Origin of the sequence: Spirillospora sp. NPDC048823 (assembly GCF_043198445.1) — a bacterium.
Lineage (GTDB): Bacteria > Actinomycetota > Actinomycetes > Streptosporangiales > Streptosporangiaceae > Spirillospora.
In genome coordinates this window covers 63578-78573 of sequence record NZ_JBICUT010000003.1, presented here as the reverse complement: position 1 = coordinate 78573, position 14996 = coordinate 63578, and the positions used below count along the sequence as shown (strand labels likewise).

At 69.6% G+C, this 14996-nt stretch carries 17 protein-coding genes and 3 tRNA genes; 7 read left to right on the top strand and 13 right to left on the bottom strand.

Annotation, left to right across the window (positions count from 1 at the left end; genetic code table 11):
• Positions 1 to 35: 35 nt before the first annotated feature.
• Together ACGFK0_RS07805 and ACGFK0_RS07800 are read right to left on the bottom strand one after the other, a co-directional pair.
• Positions 36 to 1004 carry an ABC transporter substrate-binding protein gene (locus ACGFK0_RS07805; RefSeq protein WP_392901611.1) on the bottom strand — a complete coding sequence of 323 codons (969 nt, stop codon included), beginning with the start codon at positions 1002 to 1004 and terminating at the stop codon, positions 36 to 38.
• An 89-nt stretch (positions 1005 to 1093) separates the two neighbouring features.
• A complete protein-coding gene (locus ACGFK0_RS07800; RefSeq protein ID WP_392901609.1) occupies positions 1094 to 2149 on the bottom strand; it encodes a LacI family DNA-binding transcriptional regulator in 1056 nt (351 codons plus the stop codon).
• A 351-nt stretch (positions 2150 to 2500) separates the two neighbouring features.
• Between ACGFK0_RS07800 and ACGFK0_RS07795 the strand changes: the two genes are divergently transcribed.
• Both ACGFK0_RS07795 and ACGFK0_RS07790 read left to right on the top strand, forming a co-directional pair.
• Positions 2501 to 3181 carry a hypothetical protein gene (locus ACGFK0_RS07795; protein WP_392901607.1) on the top strand — a complete coding sequence of 227 codons (681 nt, stop codon included), beginning with the start codon at positions 2501 to 2503 and terminating at the stop codon, positions 3179 to 3181.
• Between the two features lie 123 nt (positions 3182 to 3304).
• Positions 3305 to 4090, top strand: a complete 786-nt coding sequence (locus tag ACGFK0_RS07790; protein WP_392901605.1) for an SAM-dependent methyltransferase — start codon at positions 3305 to 3307, stop codon at positions 4088 to 4090.
• Positions 4091 to 4131: 41 nt separating this feature from the next.
• On the opposite strand, the gene ACGFK0_RS07785 is transcribed toward ACGFK0_RS07790, so the two are convergent.
• The 10 genes from ACGFK0_RS07785 to ACGFK0_RS07740 all read right to left on the bottom strand — a co-directional run bounded on the left by ACGFK0_RS07785 (position 4132) and on the right by ACGFK0_RS07740 (position 9701).
• Positions 4132 to 4204: transfer RNA gene (locus ACGFK0_RS07785), tRNA-Glu, on the bottom strand.
• A 393-nt stretch (positions 4205 to 4597) separates the two neighbouring features.
• A tRNA-Glu gene (locus tag ACGFK0_RS07780) sits at positions 4598 to 4670 on the bottom strand.
• A gap of 24 nt (positions 4671 to 4694) precedes the next feature.
• A tRNA-Gln gene (locus ACGFK0_RS07775) sits at positions 4695 to 4766 on the bottom strand.
• 98 nt (positions 4767 to 4864) lie between these two features.
• Complete coding sequence (locus ACGFK0_RS07770; RefSeq protein WP_392901603.1) at positions 4865 to 5491, bottom strand: DUF2461 domain-containing protein; 627 nt, start codon at positions 5489 to 5491, stop codon at positions 4865 to 4867.
• A 9-nt stretch (positions 5492 to 5500) separates the two neighbouring features.
• Positions 5501 to 6265, bottom strand: a complete 765-nt coding sequence (locus ACGFK0_RS07765) for a fumarylacetoacetate hydrolase family protein (protein WP_392901601.1) — start codon at positions 6263 to 6265, stop codon at positions 5501 to 5503.
• A gap of 22 nt (positions 6266 to 6287) precedes the next feature.
• Positions 6288 to 7805 carry a cellulose binding domain-containing protein gene (locus ACGFK0_RS07760; protein ID WP_392901599.1) on the bottom strand — a complete coding sequence of 506 codons (1518 nt, stop codon included), beginning with the start codon at positions 7803 to 7805 and terminating at the stop codon, positions 6288 to 6290.
• 75 nt (positions 7806 to 7880) lie between these two features.
• Positions 7881 to 8252, bottom strand: a complete 372-nt coding sequence (locus tag ACGFK0_RS07755; protein ID WP_392901597.1) for a hypothetical protein — start codon at positions 8250 to 8252, stop codon at positions 7881 to 7883.
• 182 nt (positions 8253 to 8434) lie between these two features.
• The gene (locus ACGFK0_RS07750; protein ID WP_392901595.1) at positions 8435 to 8842 is read right to left on the bottom strand and encodes a DUF6292 family protein; all 408 of its coding nucleotides are present in this window, start codon (positions 8840 to 8842) and stop codon (positions 8435 to 8437) included.
• Between the two features lie 204 nt (positions 8843 to 9046).
• Positions 9047 to 9454 (bottom strand): hypothetical protein, encoded by a 408-nt coding sequence (locus tag ACGFK0_RS07745; RefSeq protein WP_392901593.1) that lies wholly within the window; start codon positions 9452 to 9454, stop codon positions 9047 to 9049.
• A 46-nt stretch (positions 9455 to 9500) separates the two neighbouring features.
• Positions 9501 to 9701, bottom strand: coding sequence for a hypothetical protein (locus tag ACGFK0_RS07740; protein WP_392901591.1), 201 nt, complete (start codon positions 9699 to 9701; stop codon positions 9501 to 9503).
• A gap of 249 nt (positions 9702 to 9950) precedes the next feature.
• Between ACGFK0_RS07740 and ACGFK0_RS07735 the strand changes: the two genes are divergently transcribed.
• The 4 genes from ACGFK0_RS07735 (at position 9951) to ACGFK0_RS07720 (ending at position 12890) form a co-directional block, all read left to right on the top strand.
• Positions 9951 to 10838, top strand: coding sequence for a GntR family transcriptional regulator (locus ACGFK0_RS07735; protein WP_392901589.1), 888 nt, complete (start codon positions 9951 to 9953; stop codon positions 10836 to 10838).
• A gap of 135 nt (positions 10839 to 10973) precedes the next feature.
• Positions 10974 to 11594, top strand: a complete 621-nt coding sequence (locus tag ACGFK0_RS07730) for a GNAT family N-acetyltransferase (RefSeq protein ID WP_392901587.1) — start codon at positions 10974 to 10976, stop codon at positions 11592 to 11594.
• A 39-nt stretch (positions 11595 to 11633) separates the two neighbouring features.
• Positions 11634 to 12455, top strand: a complete 822-nt coding sequence (locus tag ACGFK0_RS07725) for a GntR family transcriptional regulator (RefSeq protein WP_392901586.1) — start codon at positions 11634 to 11636, stop codon at positions 12453 to 12455.
• A gap of 45 nt (positions 12456 to 12500) precedes the next feature.
• Positions 12501 to 12890, top strand: coding sequence for a DUF6292 family protein (locus ACGFK0_RS07720; RefSeq protein ID WP_392901584.1), 390 nt, complete (start codon positions 12501 to 12503; stop codon positions 12888 to 12890).
• Between the two features lie 140 nt (positions 12891 to 13030).
• Here ACGFK0_RS07720 and ACGFK0_RS07715 read toward each other — a convergent pair whose 3' ends face one another.
• Complete coding sequence (locus ACGFK0_RS07715; protein WP_392901582.1) at positions 13031 to 13321, bottom strand: hypothetical protein; 291 nt, start codon at positions 13319 to 13321, stop codon at positions 13031 to 13033.
• A gap of 353 nt (positions 13322 to 13674) precedes the next feature.
• On the opposite strand from ACGFK0_RS07715, the gene ACGFK0_RS07710 reads away from it, so the two are divergent.
• Positions 13675 to 14991 (top strand): cyclic nucleotide-binding domain-containing protein, encoded by a 1317-nt coding sequence (locus ACGFK0_RS07710; RefSeq protein WP_392901580.1) that lies wholly within the window; start codon positions 13675 to 13677, stop codon positions 14989 to 14991.
• The last annotated feature ends 5 nt before the right edge of the window (positions 14992 to 14996 follow it).

Sequence of the window (14996 nt, the reverse complement as noted above, 5' to 3'; positions counted from 1 at the left end):
CGGCAGACGGGCGGACGCGGCGGGGGCCACGGGGGTCAGTACTTCCGGGTCGGGAGGGCCTTCTCGGCGGCCGCCTGGTCGAAGACCGTCTCCTTGGTGATGATGCGCCGCTCGACGGGCTCGTCGGCGTTCACCTTCTTGACGATGTCCATGAGCTGTCCGCCGAGGAGCGGGTTGCACTCCACGATGAAGTTGATCTTGCCTTCGGCGAGGGCCTTCATCCCGTCCTTGACCGCGTCCACCGTGATGATCTTGATGTCCTCGCCCGGCTTGAGCCCGGCCTCCTCGATCGCCTGGATCGCGCCGAGCCCCATGTCGTCGTTGTGCGCGTACAGGACGTCGATGTCCTTGTGGGCCTTCAGCAGGGCCTGCATGACCTCCTTGCCCTTGGCGCGGGTGAACTCGCCGGACTGGGAGGCGATCACCTTCAGGTTCGGGTTGGCCTTGATGACCTCCTCGAAGCCCTTCTTGCGGTCGATCGCCGGCGCCGCGCCGACCGTCCCCTCCAGTTGGACGATGTTCACCGGCTCCTTGGTGTCCTTGACCTCCTCCACCAGCCACTGGCCGGCCTTCTTGCCCTCTTCGACGAAGTCCGAGCCGAGGAACGTCACGTACATGGACGCGTCGGAGTCGACCGCGCGGTCGGTGAGCACGACCGGGATACCGGCCGCCTTGGCCTCCTTGAGGACTGCGTCCCAGCCGGTGACGACGACGGGCGAGAACGCGATGACGTCGACCTTCTGCTTGATGAAGGAGCGGATCGCCGCGATCTGGTTCTCCTGCTTCTGCTGGGCGTCGGCGAACTTGAGGTCGATCCCGGCGGCCTTGGCCTCCTCCTTGATCGACTTGGTGTTCGCCGTCCGCCAGCCGCTCTCGGCGCCGACCTGGGAGAAGCCCAGGGTGATCGAGCCGGAACCGGAACCGGAACCTGAGTCGCCGCAGGCGGTCAGTGCCGTCAGGGCGAGCGCCGTGCTCGCGGCCGCGGCGAGGATTCTTCGCAACATCGGGGGTTTCTCCTTCGAGGGACAGCGGTGATGTTAGCGCTAACATCTCCGGACAGGGACGGTACGGGACGAGAGGGGACGACAGGGGATCAGGCGCGGCGGGCCGCGGTGCTTTCGCGGACGATGAGTTCGGGGCCGACGACACGCCGGCCGTGGGCGCCGCCCGCGTCGGGACGGCCGATACGGTCCATCAGCAGGGTGAACGCGTGCCGCCCGACCTCGCCGAAGTTCTGCCGGACGGTGGTCAGGGGCGGAGAGAAGTACGGGGACTCGGGGACGTTGTCGAAGCCGACCACGCTGACGTCCTGGGGGATCCGGCGGCCCGCCTCGCGCAGCGCGCGCAGCAGGCCGAGGGCCATGGCGTCGTTCGCGGCGAACACCGCGGTGACGGACGGGTCATGAGCGATCATCCTGCCCAGGTCATAGCCGGACCGGGCGGACCAGTCCCCCACCAGGGAGTCGGGTTCCCGGCACCGCCCGGCCGCCAGGGCCGCACGCCAGCCGGCCACCCGGCCGCCGGCGTCGACCCAGTCGGCCGGACCGGACAGATGCCACACCGTCTCGTGCCCCATGTCGAGGAGATGCCGCGTGGCCCGCACCGCCCCGACATGCTGGTCGACCGCCGCCAGCGGGAAGGGCAGTTCCTCCGCCGCGCCGACCACCACGATCGGCAGGTCCGGGGGAAGGTCGCGCAGCCCCTCGGCCGCCGACACGTGCGGCGCCACGATGATGATGCCGTCGACCGCCTGACCGCGCAGCCTGTCCACGGCCTCGCCGATCGACCGGCGGCTCAGCGCGCTCAGGCTGACGATGCTGATCAGGTAGTCGTTCTCGCGCGCCGCCCGCTCGATGCCGTACACCGTGGAGGCCGGGCCGTAGAGCGTCGTGTCGAAGCTGACGACGCCCAGCACGCCCGACCGCCCCGTCACCAGAACCCGCGCGGCCACATTCGGCCGGTAGTCCAGCGCGCGGACCGCGGCGAGCACCCGGGCGCGGGTGGACGCGCGCACCTTCCCGGGCGAGTTGAGGACGCGGGAGACGGTCATGGCCGAGACGCCGGCGAGCGCGGCCACGTCCTCCATGAGGACGCGGCGCCCCTCGGCCGGGCCCCGATCGGCCGGACGCCGGCCCGTCGACTCGCCCATCGTGGCCTCCAGGTGCCGAACACGCTTGCAGGAATGTTTGCGATAACGCGTTCAGCTGTCAATACCCCGACACCCGAATCACGCGTCAGATCATCGACAGAGCAGGGAATCAACCCGAATCACCCGTCCTGAAGATTCGCAGCCGGGCGGGCATTGACGGGACAAACCGATAGCGCTAACACAGGTCAGGGCGTGAGAACGGCGCGCGGCATCAGCTGGCGCGCCGTCGGGTCCCAGCCGAACTCCCCCACCCGGCCGACCTCGCTCGGTCTCGCGGGTGATGTGCCGCATCCCGTCCCCTCTGAGGATGAAATGCACCCGCGATCGGAGAGGAACCATGAACGCACATCGGTGGACCACCCTGTTGGCCATGAGCTGGTCGGCGGTGACGGCCGGGCTGGGACATGGGCCCTGTTCGCCGTGGCGGGCTGCCTCATCTGGGCCGCCTTTGCGGTGACGTCATACCGGGTGAGCAGGGGCCGCTGCGCCATCTGCGGCCGGTGCGGCGCCGCCTGGACTCTCCCGGAGTCCGCCGCCCGCTGGGGACGCAAGCTCACGATCGCCGCCGCGCTCATGCCCCTGCCTTACGGGCTCATCCGCCTGACCTGGTTGACGCCCTGGCCGGTCGCGTTCCCCGAGGACGCGGGGTGGGGTGTCTGGATCACCGGGATCCTGCTCGGCTTCGCCTCGGAGGGCGGCGCGCTCATGACCCGTGGCCTCATCCGCCCCTGGGGCGAGGTGTGGCCGAGATGGGTTCCCGCGCTCCACGGCCGCTCCATCCCGGTCGCCGTGCCGACCTTCGCAGCGCTCACGGCTTCGGTGATGCTCGCCCTCCTCACCGTCTTCGTCGCCATGGAGACCGCCAGTGGCGACGCCGACCTGCTGGGCACGGTGGTGTTCGTGCCACTCGGCCTCTGGGGGCCGCTGCTCGCCGGTGCCGCCCTGGCGTACTACTACCGGCGGCGAACCACCTGTGCCCACTGCCACGAGGGGCCACCGGTCCGGCGAGAGCGGATCGCGCTCAGCGCGTGATCACGTCCACACCCCGTCCGTGGCCTCTTCGGGACGTGGCACTTCCGCAGGGAGGTTCCCGTCCCCCAAGATGGATGGCCCGGCCCGCTCTTTCAGGGAGTCCCCATGGGTGAAGACGCGGCGATGGACAGAATCGACACGAGCGTGCCGCATTCGGCGCGAATCTGGAACTACTGGCTCGGCGGCAAGGACAACTACCCGGTCGATCGTGCCGCCGGTGACCGGTACCGGGAGACGTTCCCGGGCGTGGTCGACGTCGCCCGCGCGTCCCGGCTGTTCCTCACCCGGTCGGTCCGGTACCTGGCCGCCGAGGCGGGCGTCCGCCAGTTCCTCGACGTGGGGACGGGCCTGCCGACGGTCGACAACACGCACGAGGTCGCCCAGCGCGTCGCACCGGACGTCCGCGTCGTATACGTCGACAACGACCCGCTGGTGCTCGTCCACGCGCGGGCTCTGCTGACCAGCACGCCGGAGGGTCACACCGACTACATCGAGGCCGACCTCCACGACCCGGGCCACATCTCGGACGTCGCCGCCAAGGTCCTGGACTTCACGCGTCCCGTCGGGCTCATCCTGAGCGGGATCATGGGCCATGTTCCGGACGGTGACGAGGCCCGCTCGATCGTCCGGGCGCTGCTGGACCCGCTGCCGTCCGGCAGCCACCTCTCCCTCAACGACGGCACGAGCGTCGTCGCCGGCGAGGCGGTCGAGGAGGCCCAGAACGACTACAACGAGGGTGGCTCCATCCCGTACCGGCTGCGTTCCCCGGAGGAGATCGGCCGCTTCTTCGACGGCCTCGAACTGGTCGAACCCGGCCTGGTCTCCTGCCCGCTGTGGCGCCCCGAGTCGACCGCGCTCGGCGCCGGCACCCCCGTCGACGCCTTCGGCGCCGTGGGCCGCAAACCCTGAGAGCATGAAAAAACCGCAGATCATCCGATCTGCGGCCGATGTACCCCCGAGCGGATTCGAACCGCCGTTACCGCCTTGAGAGGGCGGCGTCCTAGGCCACTAGACGACGGGGGCCGGACACCCGAGCGATCTCCCGCTCGGACCTGGTCCACCCTACCGGACGCCACCCCCCGCCTCGACCCGTTTTCGGCCTGGCCGACGCTGCCCCGCATGCCGGCCCGCACCGGTCGCCTAGCCAATGCAGCTTCTCGGACGTCGCAGATGAAATGTCTCGCGCGGCAGCCGATGGGACGGAGGGGCCAACCTCTGGCGATCCCATGTGCGGGCACTGGGCCAGGCCGGATCCGGTGCGGTTCTTGGAAGGTGCGACGGTGCAGAGAACGTTCCTGCGCGTACGCGCCGGCCCATGTGAGGACGAACCCCGAACATCGGGGTTTCAGGGGTCGCCCCAGGAAAGACATCACTGGAGGCAAAGGCGAGAGCAACTCGACGAGCAGTCCGGCTGCGTACCCCCGAGCGGATTCGAACCGCCGTTACCGCCTTGAGAGGGCGGCGTCCTAGGCCACTAGACGACGGGGGCGTGGTCCACGGAGAGTGGACGCAGCTGGGGTACCAGGACTCGAACCTAGACTAAGTGAACCAGAATCACTCGTGCTGCCGATTACACCATACCCCAGTGAGGTACGGGCTTCCGTGCCGTTTCCGGCTGGTCGCTCGCGCCTCGATGAGAATACAGGACCTTGGGACTTCGACCAAAACGATTGACGCGGGAGGTCAGGCGGGAGGCCCGATGTGACGCCGGCCCCAGTCGACGAGGGGACGCAGGCGCCGCCATGACGCACGCACCCGGCTCACCACCTCGGTGGTCAGCATCCACGGGTCGGGCGGCCAGCCTTCGTGGGCGTAGAGCGAACGGTGCCGCAGGAGTTCCAGGCGGGGGTGGTCCGGTGGCGTGCCCCGGGGACGGGTCTTGAGCCGCTCTCCGGCGATCTCCATCCCGGCGGATCGCAGATCGTCCACGATGGCCTGGAGTTCCTTGCCGGACGTGTCGGAGCCGACGGCGGCGCGGTAGCGACGGAGCTGCTCGGGTGTCGGAGCGTACATTCCGCCCGCCGCCATCAGGCCGTCCGCGTCGATCTGGACGTAGAAGCCCTCACTCGTGTGGCCGCCCTGATGTGTTTTGTAGGGCGACTTGTCTTTGCTGAACCGGAGGTCGCGGAATGGGCGAAAGAGCTTGACCGCGCCGAACTCCTCCTCGAGTTCGGCGCACAACTCGCTCATCGGTTCGCGCACATGGCGTTCGTACGTCTCCTTGTGGGCCGTCCAGTACGACTTGCTGTTGTCGGCCTGCAAGCCCTCGTAGAACTCGAACGCCTCGCCGGTGAAGCCGCCGAACGCCATGGCTTCCCCTCAGTCGCGGGCGATGACCCGGTTGGTCAGGCTGCCGACGCCGTCGATGGTGACGGTCACCTCGTCCCCGATCTCCAGCGGGCCGACGCCGGCGGGGGTGCCGGTGAGGATGACGTCGCCGGGCAGCAGCGTCATGACCTGGCTGACGTACTCGACGAGGGCCGGGACGTCGTGCAGCAGCAGGGAGGTGCGGGCGTCCTGCCGGACCTCCCCGTTGACGGTGGTGGAGATCGCCAGGTCGGCGGGGTCGGCCTCGGTCTCGATCCACGGGCCGATCGGGCAGAACGTGTCGAAGCCCTTGGCGCGCGTCCACTGCCCGTCCTTGGCCTGCAGGTCGCGGGCCGTGACGTCGTTGGCGCAGGTGTAGCCGAGGATGACGTCGGCGGCGCGGGACGCCGGGACCTCGCGGCACATCCGGCCGATGACGACGGCGAGCTCGCCTTCGAAGTCCACCCGCTCCGACAGCTTCTGCGGGTACGTGATCGCCTCCCCGGGGCCGATCACGGCGGTGGACGGCTTGGAGAACAGCATCGGCTCGGCCGGGGCCTCGCCGCCCATCTCCTGCGCGTGGGCGGCGTAGTTCTTGCCGATCGCGATGACCTTGCTGGGCAGGATCGGCGCGAGCAGCCGGACGTCGGCGAGCGGGAAACGCTGTCCGGTGAAAGTCAGATCACCGAACGGGTGAGCCGCGATGGCGGCGACGGTGTTCTCCTCCACCACACCGAAGGACATGCCGTCGTCGGTGGAGAACCTGGCGATACGCATGGGCGAGAGCCTAGTACGCCGTTCAGAAGCCGCACGCCACGCCGTTGAGCTTGCAGCCCTTCGGAGTCGTCGTGATGCCCGACGCACCGAACTGGACGTCCCACGTGCCTCCCGGCGGGATGGCGGGCGCGCCCTTCAGATTCTCGAGCTCGACCTTCTCGCCGCCCTTGACGAGCCGCGCTCCCCAGATGTTCTTCACGTCCGCGCCGGGGGTGCCGAACGTCAGCCGCCACGTCTTCATGGGCTTGTCGGTGCGGTTGGTTATGATCATGCGGCCTTCGAAGTACCCCTCGTCCTGCTGGACGAGCTGGTAGGTGATGCCCTTGCCCTGCATCACCGGCCCGATCGGCGCGGTGGGCGCCGCCGCGGGCGGCTGACCCGGCTGCTGCGTGGGCGGCTGACCCGACGGGCCGCCGGATGGCGGGGCCGCCGGCGCCCCACTCGCCGTCGGCGCCGGCTCTCCACCTTCGGTCGCCGGGGCGGACGCCGTCGGAGACGGGCTCTTCGCGGCCGTCCCCCGCTTGTCGCCGCCGAGGAACAGCAGCGTCACGACGCCGGCGGCGGCGAGGAGCACCACCACGGCGACCAGCGCGATCAGCAGGAGCGGACCCCCCTTACGCGACGATCCGGACGAGCTGGACGGCATGACCGGCGCGACCGGCGGCAGTCCCCCGGACGGTGAGGCGGCGGCCGGCATCGCCGGCGTCGGCATCTCGTGCGGTGGCGGCATCTCGTGCGGGGGCGGCACCGTCCCCTGCGGCGGCGCCCCGGGCATCGCGTAGGCGAACGCCGGGCCCGCTCCGCCGGGGTTCGTCGATTCGCCCCCGGAGGCGAACTGCTCCGTCCACGGCCCCTCCTCGGGCACGGGATCGGGCGTGGGCACGGGTGCGGGGACGTGCTGGTCGGCGGCCGGCGCCTGTTCCCGCGGCACCGCCTGTTCCTGCAGTGCCGCCTGCTCCGGCGGCGCCGCCTGCTCCGGCGCCGGAGCGTTCTCGGGCGCCGTGGCCTGCTCGGGGACGGGCGCCTGCCCGTACACCAGTGCGGGCATCTCGAACACGGCCGCCTCCGGCGGGGCGGAAGGCGTGCGCGGAACGGGGACGTCGGCGGCGGTGACCGGCGCCTCCGAGATGCCGGCCGACCCGTCGGTAAGGGTGACCGGGGGCTCGGCGACGGTCACGGGAGCCTCATCGCCGAGGCCGCCGGCCGGCGGCTCCTGGAAGGTCACGTCCGCCTCACGGAGCGGCACGTCCTGGAAGGTCACGTCCAGATCGTCTTCGGGGTCGTCCTGCGGCAGATCGTCCTCAGGGTCGTCGACCGGGACGCCGCGGAACGTCACGTCCGGGTCGTCCTCCGGGACGTCCTGGAGCGTCGCGCCGGAGTCGAAGTGTCCGCCCACGGGGTCGTCGACGAGGGTCGCCTCGGGCGCCGGCACGCCGGCTTCCGGCTCCGCGGCCTTGCCCGGGACGCGGAACTCGGCGGTCGTCTTGTGGTCCGGGGGAACGTACCCGGGCTCCTCGCCGCTCAACTCGTCACCTTCCACTTCGTCGATCTCATGGAGTCCGACGACGGGCGGGCCGATTCGGTTCACACCGAACCGCCGGGTGCCGCAAAGCGGTCAGCCGGCGGGGGCCGGCTCCAGTCCGCGGCGGGCCGCCTGCCGCAGCTGCCGGTTGAGCATGTCGGTGATGAGCTCGATGGCGTCCGGGGTGGTGGCGTCCTGGGCGCCGCTGAGCCAGCGGGTGGCCTCGGCCAGCAGGTCCTCGGCCGAGTCTGCGGCGGAATCGGCGTCCGCCATCAGCCCCAGCACGGCGCCGAGGCGCAGCGCCGCGTCGGCGCGGCCGGACTCGGCGGCCCGCCGGTACCAGTCCGCGGCCTGCTCCAGGTCGCCTTCACGTTCGTACATCTCACCCAGGCCGAAGGCCACGTCCGCCCACGTTCCGTCCGTCGGACGCCCAAGGTCCTCGGGGCTCCAGGGTCGGACAGGCATGCGATCACTCCGGTAGGTTCGGTTCACTGAGAGACGGCACGCGGAAGGCTCACGCGTGCCGTGCCGAACCCATGGTGGACGCTTCACCCGAAATCCGCCACCGCTTTCGCCATGTTCGGCGAAATTTCTGCGTAGCCACACGGATACCGACGGAAAGACACTCGTTCCGATGAACGACCGGTTCAGCCGATCCGGTAGCGAGCGAGCCCGTCCTCGAAGCCGTCGTGCCCGGCGGTGAAGGGGCGCGGCCGGGCCGGCGGCCCGTCGGCGGCGGCCCTTTCCAGCAGGGCGGGGACGGCGCGCGGGTCGGGCAGCACGCCTTCCCCGAGCCGGACCGGGTCGCGCAGGACCGTCCGGACTCCGGGTTCGCCGGAGACGAACTCACCGCGGACGAATCCATCGGACTCGTTCCACACGAGGGCCTCAAGCCCGAGGACGAAGGTCGCGTCCCGGGGGCAGGACGGATCGAGCCAGATCTTCGAGAGCGCCACCCCGCGCGCCTGAAGCGCGTCGCCGACACGGGTGATGTATCCGCGGGTGGCTTCGACGAAGGGGTCCGGGTGAGGCAGGGGGCGAATGCGGCCGGTCACTGGATCATCCCTCTCTCTTCCGTCTCCTAGAAGTATGAGGGAAAAGATCCGTTATGTCCCGTTTCTGGAAGGAGAAATCCGACTGAAGGCAGCACAAACAACCCCGTTCGCCCCGTTCCTCCCTCCCCTCCCTTTGTCCCCGGCTGTTCTTGAGATCGGACGGCGCCGCCGGCGGGTGGGGGCCCCTGCCGCCCGCGGGGACCGTCAGTGCGCCGCGAGGAAGGCGACGTCCGGGCGGAACCGCGGCCGAGGACGAGGCGCCGAGGAGACCAGCCGGGGGACGACCACCACGGCGAAACCCGCCGCCGAGCAGACCGCCGTCAGCGGCGCCGGCACTCCCACCCGGCGTCCCAGACCGGCCGCGGCGACCAGGATCGCGATCCCGGTGACCACGTGCACGGCTCCGGGCCAGGGCTCCCGCGTGACGCCGACCTCGGGCACCGGCGTCAGCACCAGCAGCGGATGGGCCCGCTCGCTGGGCTGCTCCCATCCGGCCCGCTCCCACGCGGTCCGCTCGTCGTTCCACGCGGCGTGCTCCCACGCGGCCCGGCGTTCGATGCCGGCCACCGGGTACGGCGCACCCGGCACCGGGTCTGTCCGACTGTCTTCCACCTCGAACTCTCCTTAGGTCAGCGGCCCGCCCCGCGGCGACCAGAGATCATGCGCCGGGGCCACCCGAGGGCGGCTGACCGGGTGTGAACACGTTGACCAGCATCCCCAGGCGATTGGGTGCGCCCACCGAGGCAGCCCTAGTGCCGTGGAGATCGGTGCCGCCCATGCGGCGGCCGATCAAGGCGACGTAGAGCGAAAGGACCAGGAACAGCGTCGCGGGTCCGAAGACCCACAGGGCGACCGTCATGATTGAACCCTCCTCCGACTGGTTCGCGATATCTCTTACATCCAGAAGTTCCCGCTGCTAACGTTGTCCGAGTTCTTCGCTGATTCACTTGTACCTACAAGTCTCTCACTCAAGGTGTTACCCTTTTTAGAGATTGCAAACACGTTGGGCGGGAACGACTTGTTCAGATCATGAAGTCCGGTTCAGTGCACGTCCCTCGTCCGGCGAGGTGCACCACGGGCGGGACAGGCCGGGAAGGAGCGGATTCCGATGGCTCGCACGACGCCTCTCCGCTGGCGCGATATCGCCACTGACCTGCTCAACCGCATCGAGTCCGGCGACCTGTCCCCCGGGGACGGCGCGTCCGGCCGGCGGCGTCTGCCCCCCGAGAAGGAGCTGGAGGCCCACTACCGCGCCTCCCGCAACACCGTCCGGGACGCCCTGTCCTGGCTGGGGCAGCAGGGATTCGTCGTCTCCGAACAGGGCAAGGGCACGTTCGTCGTCCACCGCCCGAACATCGTCCACGTCACGCTGTCCGCGGTCGAGTTGGGTCTCGCGCCGGGCAGGGGTTCCGGCGAGTGGTACAACCGCGACGCCTTCATCCCCGCGAACCGTGAAGTGACGCCGTCGGCGGTCAAGGTGGAGGTCCAGGAGGGCACCAAGGTCATCGCCCGCTATCTGCAGACCAACCCGGGCTCGGAGTTCATCTCCCGCCACCAGGAGCTCTTTCTCGACGACCGGCCCTGGGCCCTGCAGACCTCGTTCTACCCGCTCGAATTCGCCACCGGCGGCGCGTCCCGCCTGCTCTACCCCCGCGACATCCCCGAGGGCGCGGTCGCCTACCTGGGCGAGACACTCGGCTACAGCGAGGTCGGCTACCACGACGAGATCAAGGCCCGCGTCCCGGACGAGAACGAGAAGCGGTTCTTCAGCCTGGGCGACTCCGCCGCCGACGTCGTGTTCGAAACCGTCCGGACCGCCTACTCCCCCGACGGCAAGGCATTCCGGCTCACCGTGACGGTCTGGCCCGCCGACCGCACACGGCTGCACTACAACGACGGGCAGGTCCCCGACGACGTCCTCAGGACGCCGGGCGTGGGACCTCCTGAGGACACTCCGCGCGAATCCCCGCCGGCCGAAGGCGCCGGAAGCGGATAGATCGCCGCCGTCCGACCACGGCGGCTGTCTCGCACCTATCCAACACACGCCCCCCTTCCCGACCGTTGGGAGCCCGAGGCACTCCCATCACGGCCAGGAGGCGGGGGCTCGGCTTTTCCCGGAGTTCAGGAGCACGTGGACACAGAGACCAGGGCCCGCCGACGCAGCCGGGCCCCCCGCACCAGCTACCGCATCCGCATCGCCCGGCCGGACGAACTCGACGACGTCCTCGGGCTCATCGATCACGCGGCCGCATGGCTGCGGGCCGAGAAGAACACGACACAGTGGGCCCGGCCTTGGCCCAGCCCGGACGACCGCCGCAAGCGCGTCTACGAGGCCCTGCTGAACCGGGAGACATGGCTCCTGTTCGACGGGGAGCACATGATCGGCACCGTCAGCATCAGGCTGATCGGCCACGAGGAACTCTGGACGGCGCAGGAACGCGAGACCGAGGCCGTCTACCTCCATCGCCTCGTCATCCACCGAGATTACGCCGGTGACGGCCTGGGGGCCGAGCTGATCGACTGGGCCGGACGCAAGGGAGCGTCGCAGCAGCAGAAGGCCGAGCTGATCAGAATCGACGTCTGGACCGACAACACCGAACTCCACGCCTACTATCGCCGGCAAGGGTTCAAGGACGTCGCCATCCGCACCACCAGCGACAGAACCCCGTCAGGCGCCCTGTTCGAGCGCCCCCTGGCCCCTGCTTGGACCGCATCGCCACAACGCATCACCGAAGACGGCCGGCTTGCATGACATCCGGCCACCCGACGGCACGCCGAGGATGAGACCCCCGTGGCAGACAAGATCCCGAGGTACCAAGAGATCGCACAGGACCTCCACGCTCAGATCGAGGAGGGAACCCTCGCCCCGGGTGATCAGCTGCCGACAGAGACGGAACTGGCGGACCAGTGGAAAGTCTCCGCCAACACGATCAAGAAGGCCGTCAACGAGCTGCGCAAGCGCGGTCGCGTGGAGACGATCCCGCAAAAAGGGAGCTTCGTCACCGAGCAGGCTCAGCCGTTCGTCATCACGCTGAACCACACCGACCGGGGAGAGGAGGACGTGCCCGGACGGGGATTCGGCGGTGGCGAAGGCAGGGCCTTCATGAAGGAAGCGGACCGTCAGCGGCACCGGGCGCACTCCTCTGTGCCGAAGGTGGAGGTCGAGGACGCGAAGGAGCCGCAGATCAAGGCGCTGGGCATCTCACCGGACCAGTCGCAACCACAAGTCGTCCGCCGGTCCCAGCAGCGATTCGTAGACGACAAGCCGAACTCACTCCAGCATTCGTACTTCAGGCTGGAGCTGGCGATCAAGGCGCAGGCCCTGCTGAAGTCGGTGGACATCAAAGAGGGCACCGTCGCGTACCTGCAACGCCACGGCCACGTGCAGACCGGCTACGAGGACGAGTTCGACGCGCGCCCGCCGACGGATGACGAACTGAAGTTCTTCGGCCTCTCCAAGGACAGTCTCGCCGTGATCGAGCACAGGCGCACTGCCTACGATCAGAACGGCGAGCCGTTCCGCCTCACCGTCACCGTCTACAAGCCAGGCACCAACAAGATCCGTTTCATCGCCGGAGAGGTGCCCAACGAGGTCTGGAAACGCGGTTCCTGACCCATCGCCATCCTTCAGCGACACCATCCCCACAAGGGGCCAAAGATGTCCAATCCTGCCTTCCTGGCACGCCACCCGGACCCGGAAGTCGATGCCTCGCGCGGCTACATCACGGACGTGACGCGACGGCTCACAGCCCGGGGTATCCAGGTGCGCGACGCCTGGCTCGACCCCAAGGACCCCATCGACGCGACCATCATCACCGGTCAGAACGCGCTCGTGTGGGACGAATGGACCGGCTGGAGGGTCGGCACGTACGTGTCCGGCCGCCAAGGCGAGCGCACCCTGCTCGGTGATGCTTACCGACTCGGCGGAGGCCTTCTACTGCCGCCGCCGGAACTCGCCGATCTGGTCGAGAACGGCTCGGTACGGCCACTGATCACGCGCAAGCCGGACGCGCGCGACGGGCTGTTCGACGCGCTGCGCCGCTACTGACCCACAGATCCCGGTCTCCCCCGGCACCGACAGCCCAGGCCGCCGTAGCAAGGCAAAGCGAAACGGTTCGGACGGCCCGCTCCTCCGACGGAAAAGCGTTCTGGTCGGCCGGTTGCGGATCAGCAGCGCAGCGGGCCTGGTCAGACGAAGCGGACGAGCATGAGGTCGCTGTCCGGGGTTTCGCGCCAGTAGACGGCGCCGGGTTCGCGGGACATGCTCTCGACCTCGGAGGCGATGATCAGCGCGCGGTTGATGCAGTCGGTCTTGTTGTAGCCGGTCAGCTCCTGGAGGCGCTGGAGGGCCTGCACCGCCTTGCCGGTCAGGTTGATCGTCACGCGCTCGCTCTGCGGGACCGCGTCGGCGCGGGGGGCGGGATCGTCGGCGTCCATGCTCCCGCCCGAGGTGTCGGCGGCTGCTCGAGAGTTCGTCATGAGCGCGTTCTCCAATTCGGGGCGCGGAACCCGGCCCACCAGCCGATAGGCGCCAGGGGTGGGTTCACCGCCGGTCAGGCGATGATACAGCCTTCCGGCAGCCAACCCCTGCCCCCCACGTCCAGGGTGTATGTGTGAGGTTCCCTCGGATGGTGGGCTGAAACCTCCGGCCGATCGGGTTCGCTTGTCGCTTGCCATCAGGTTAGCTAACAGTCGCCAGATTTTATACAGCAAACATATGGCCATCATATGCGCTACTGCGTACTCTCAGGGTTGGGAGAACTGGGGACACGACGACCGCCGGGGAGAACGGCGTAAACTTCGCCGCACCTTCCCGGGGGAAGGAAGACTCCGTGAGCACTGACCGTTCCGCGGCGCGGCTGTGGAGGCACGCGGCCTCGCACGGCGGCACCGGCCTGCTGAACGCGAAGGTGACGACCCCCGTGACACTCCTCGCCGTGCTGCTCGGGTACGCACTGGACGGCTCGCCGGGCGCCGTGATCACCGGCGGCCTGACGTTCCTGTCGTTTCCCGCGGTGACGATGACGAACGCGTTCGTCCAGTTCATGAGGGCCGGGACGCTCCAGGAATCGTCCGGGCCTCCGCCCCCGCCGGCCATCCCGGCGCAGGAGGTCGGGCCGGCCGCGCGCGTGCCGGACGTCCGGTACGAGGGGTCGACGTTCTGGGGCACGCTGACACCGGACGAGCGGCAAGCGCTTCTCGCGCGGGCACGGCCGCACATGTTCCGCAAAGAGGACGTGCTGTGCCGTGAGGGCGGGCCCGCCGCCGAGGTCATCGTGATCATGTCCGGATGGACCCGGGTGTGGGTCGAGGACGGCCCCGAGCAGAGGATCATCGCGTTCCGGGGGGCGGGCGAGCTGGTCGGCGAACGGGCGGCGCTGATGGTCAAGGACCGGTCCGCCACCGTCACCGCCGAGGGCGACGTCCAGGCCCTGCGGGTCGACGCCGGCGACTTCGCGATGTTCCTCGACGCCAACCCGCGCGTACGGGCCGTCCTGGAACAGCAGGTCTACCGCCGGCAGATCGAGAAGGCCGCGCCGGGTGTCCTGCCCGACTGGTCCGGGGGCAACTGCACGGTGCTGATCACCGACATCACCGGATTCAGCTCACCGTCGCGCACCGACGCCGACCGCCGGTACGTACTGGACGCCATGTACCGGCTGCTGGACGAGTCGTTCGCCGCGTCCGGCCTGGCCCTGTCCGACTTCTACCAGGAGGACCGCGGCGACGGCGCCCTCATCGTCGTCCCGCCGACCACGCCGACCGAGGCCGTCATCGACCCGATGCTCGCGCACCTGGCCGTGGCGCTGCGGCGCCACAACCGGCGCGCCGCCGAGGCCACCCGCATGCTGCTGCGGGCCGCGCTGCACGTGGGGCCCGTGCAGCGCGGCCCGAAAGGCGTGTCCGGCATCTCGATCATCACGGCGCGGCGGATGGTGGACGCGCCCGCGGTGAAGAAGCGCGTCGCCGAGACCGGCGCCGACCTGGCGTTCGTCGCCTCCGACTTCGTCTTCGACACGGTGATCACGTCCGCGCCCGGGTTCGTCGACCCCGGCCGCTACGCGCGGGTCCGGGTCCGGCTGAAGGAGACGTCGCTGTCGGCGTGGCTCACGCTCGAAGGCGGAGAGTCGCAGCTCAGGGCCGTCTGAGGGCG

What these genes read in the sequence shown, in the direction of transcription:
- ACGFK0_RS07765 (WP_392901601.1), bottom strand. Translation starts at nt 6,265, where the DNA reads ATGCGTATCGCCAGGTTCTCCACCGACGACGGCATGTCCTTCGGTGTG.
- ACGFK0_RS07720 (WP_392901584.1), top strand. Translation starts at nt 12,501, where the DNA reads ATGTCCAATCCTGCCTTCCTGGCACGCCACCCGGACCCGGAAGTCGAT.
- ACGFK0_RS07755 (WP_392901597.1), bottom strand. Translation starts at nt 8,252, where the DNA reads ATGCCTGTCCGACCCTGGAGCCCCGAGGACCTTGGGCGTCCGACGGAC.
- ACGFK0_RS07715 (WP_392901582.1), bottom strand. Translation starts at nt 13,321, where the DNA reads ATGACGAACTCTCGAGCAGCCGCCGACACCTCGGGCGGGAGCATGGAC.
- ACGFK0_RS07790 (WP_392901605.1), top strand. Translation starts at nt 3,305, where the DNA reads ATGGACAGAATCGACACGAGCGTGCCGCATTCGGCGCGAATCTGGAAC.
- ACGFK0_RS07805 (WP_392901611.1), bottom strand. Translation starts at nt 1,004, where the DNA reads ATGTTGCGAAGAATCCTCGCCGCGGCCGCGAGCACGGCGCTCGCCCTG.
- ACGFK0_RS07735 (WP_392901589.1), top strand. Translation starts at nt 9,951, where the DNA reads ATGGCTCGCACGACGCCTCTCCGCTGGCGCGATATCGCCACTGACCTG.
- ACGFK0_RS07800 (WP_392901609.1), bottom strand. Translation starts at nt 2,149, where the DNA reads ATGGGCGAGTCGACGGGCCGGCGTCCGGCCGATCGGGGCCCGGCCGAG.
- ACGFK0_RS07740 (WP_392901591.1), bottom strand. Translation starts at nt 9,701, where the DNA reads ATGACGGTCGCCCTGTGGGTCTTCGGACCCGCGACGCTGTTCCTGGTC.
- ACGFK0_RS07770 (WP_392901603.1), bottom strand. Translation starts at nt 5,491, where the DNA reads ATGGCGTTCGGCGGCTTCACCGGCGAGGCGTTCGAGTTCTACGAGGGC.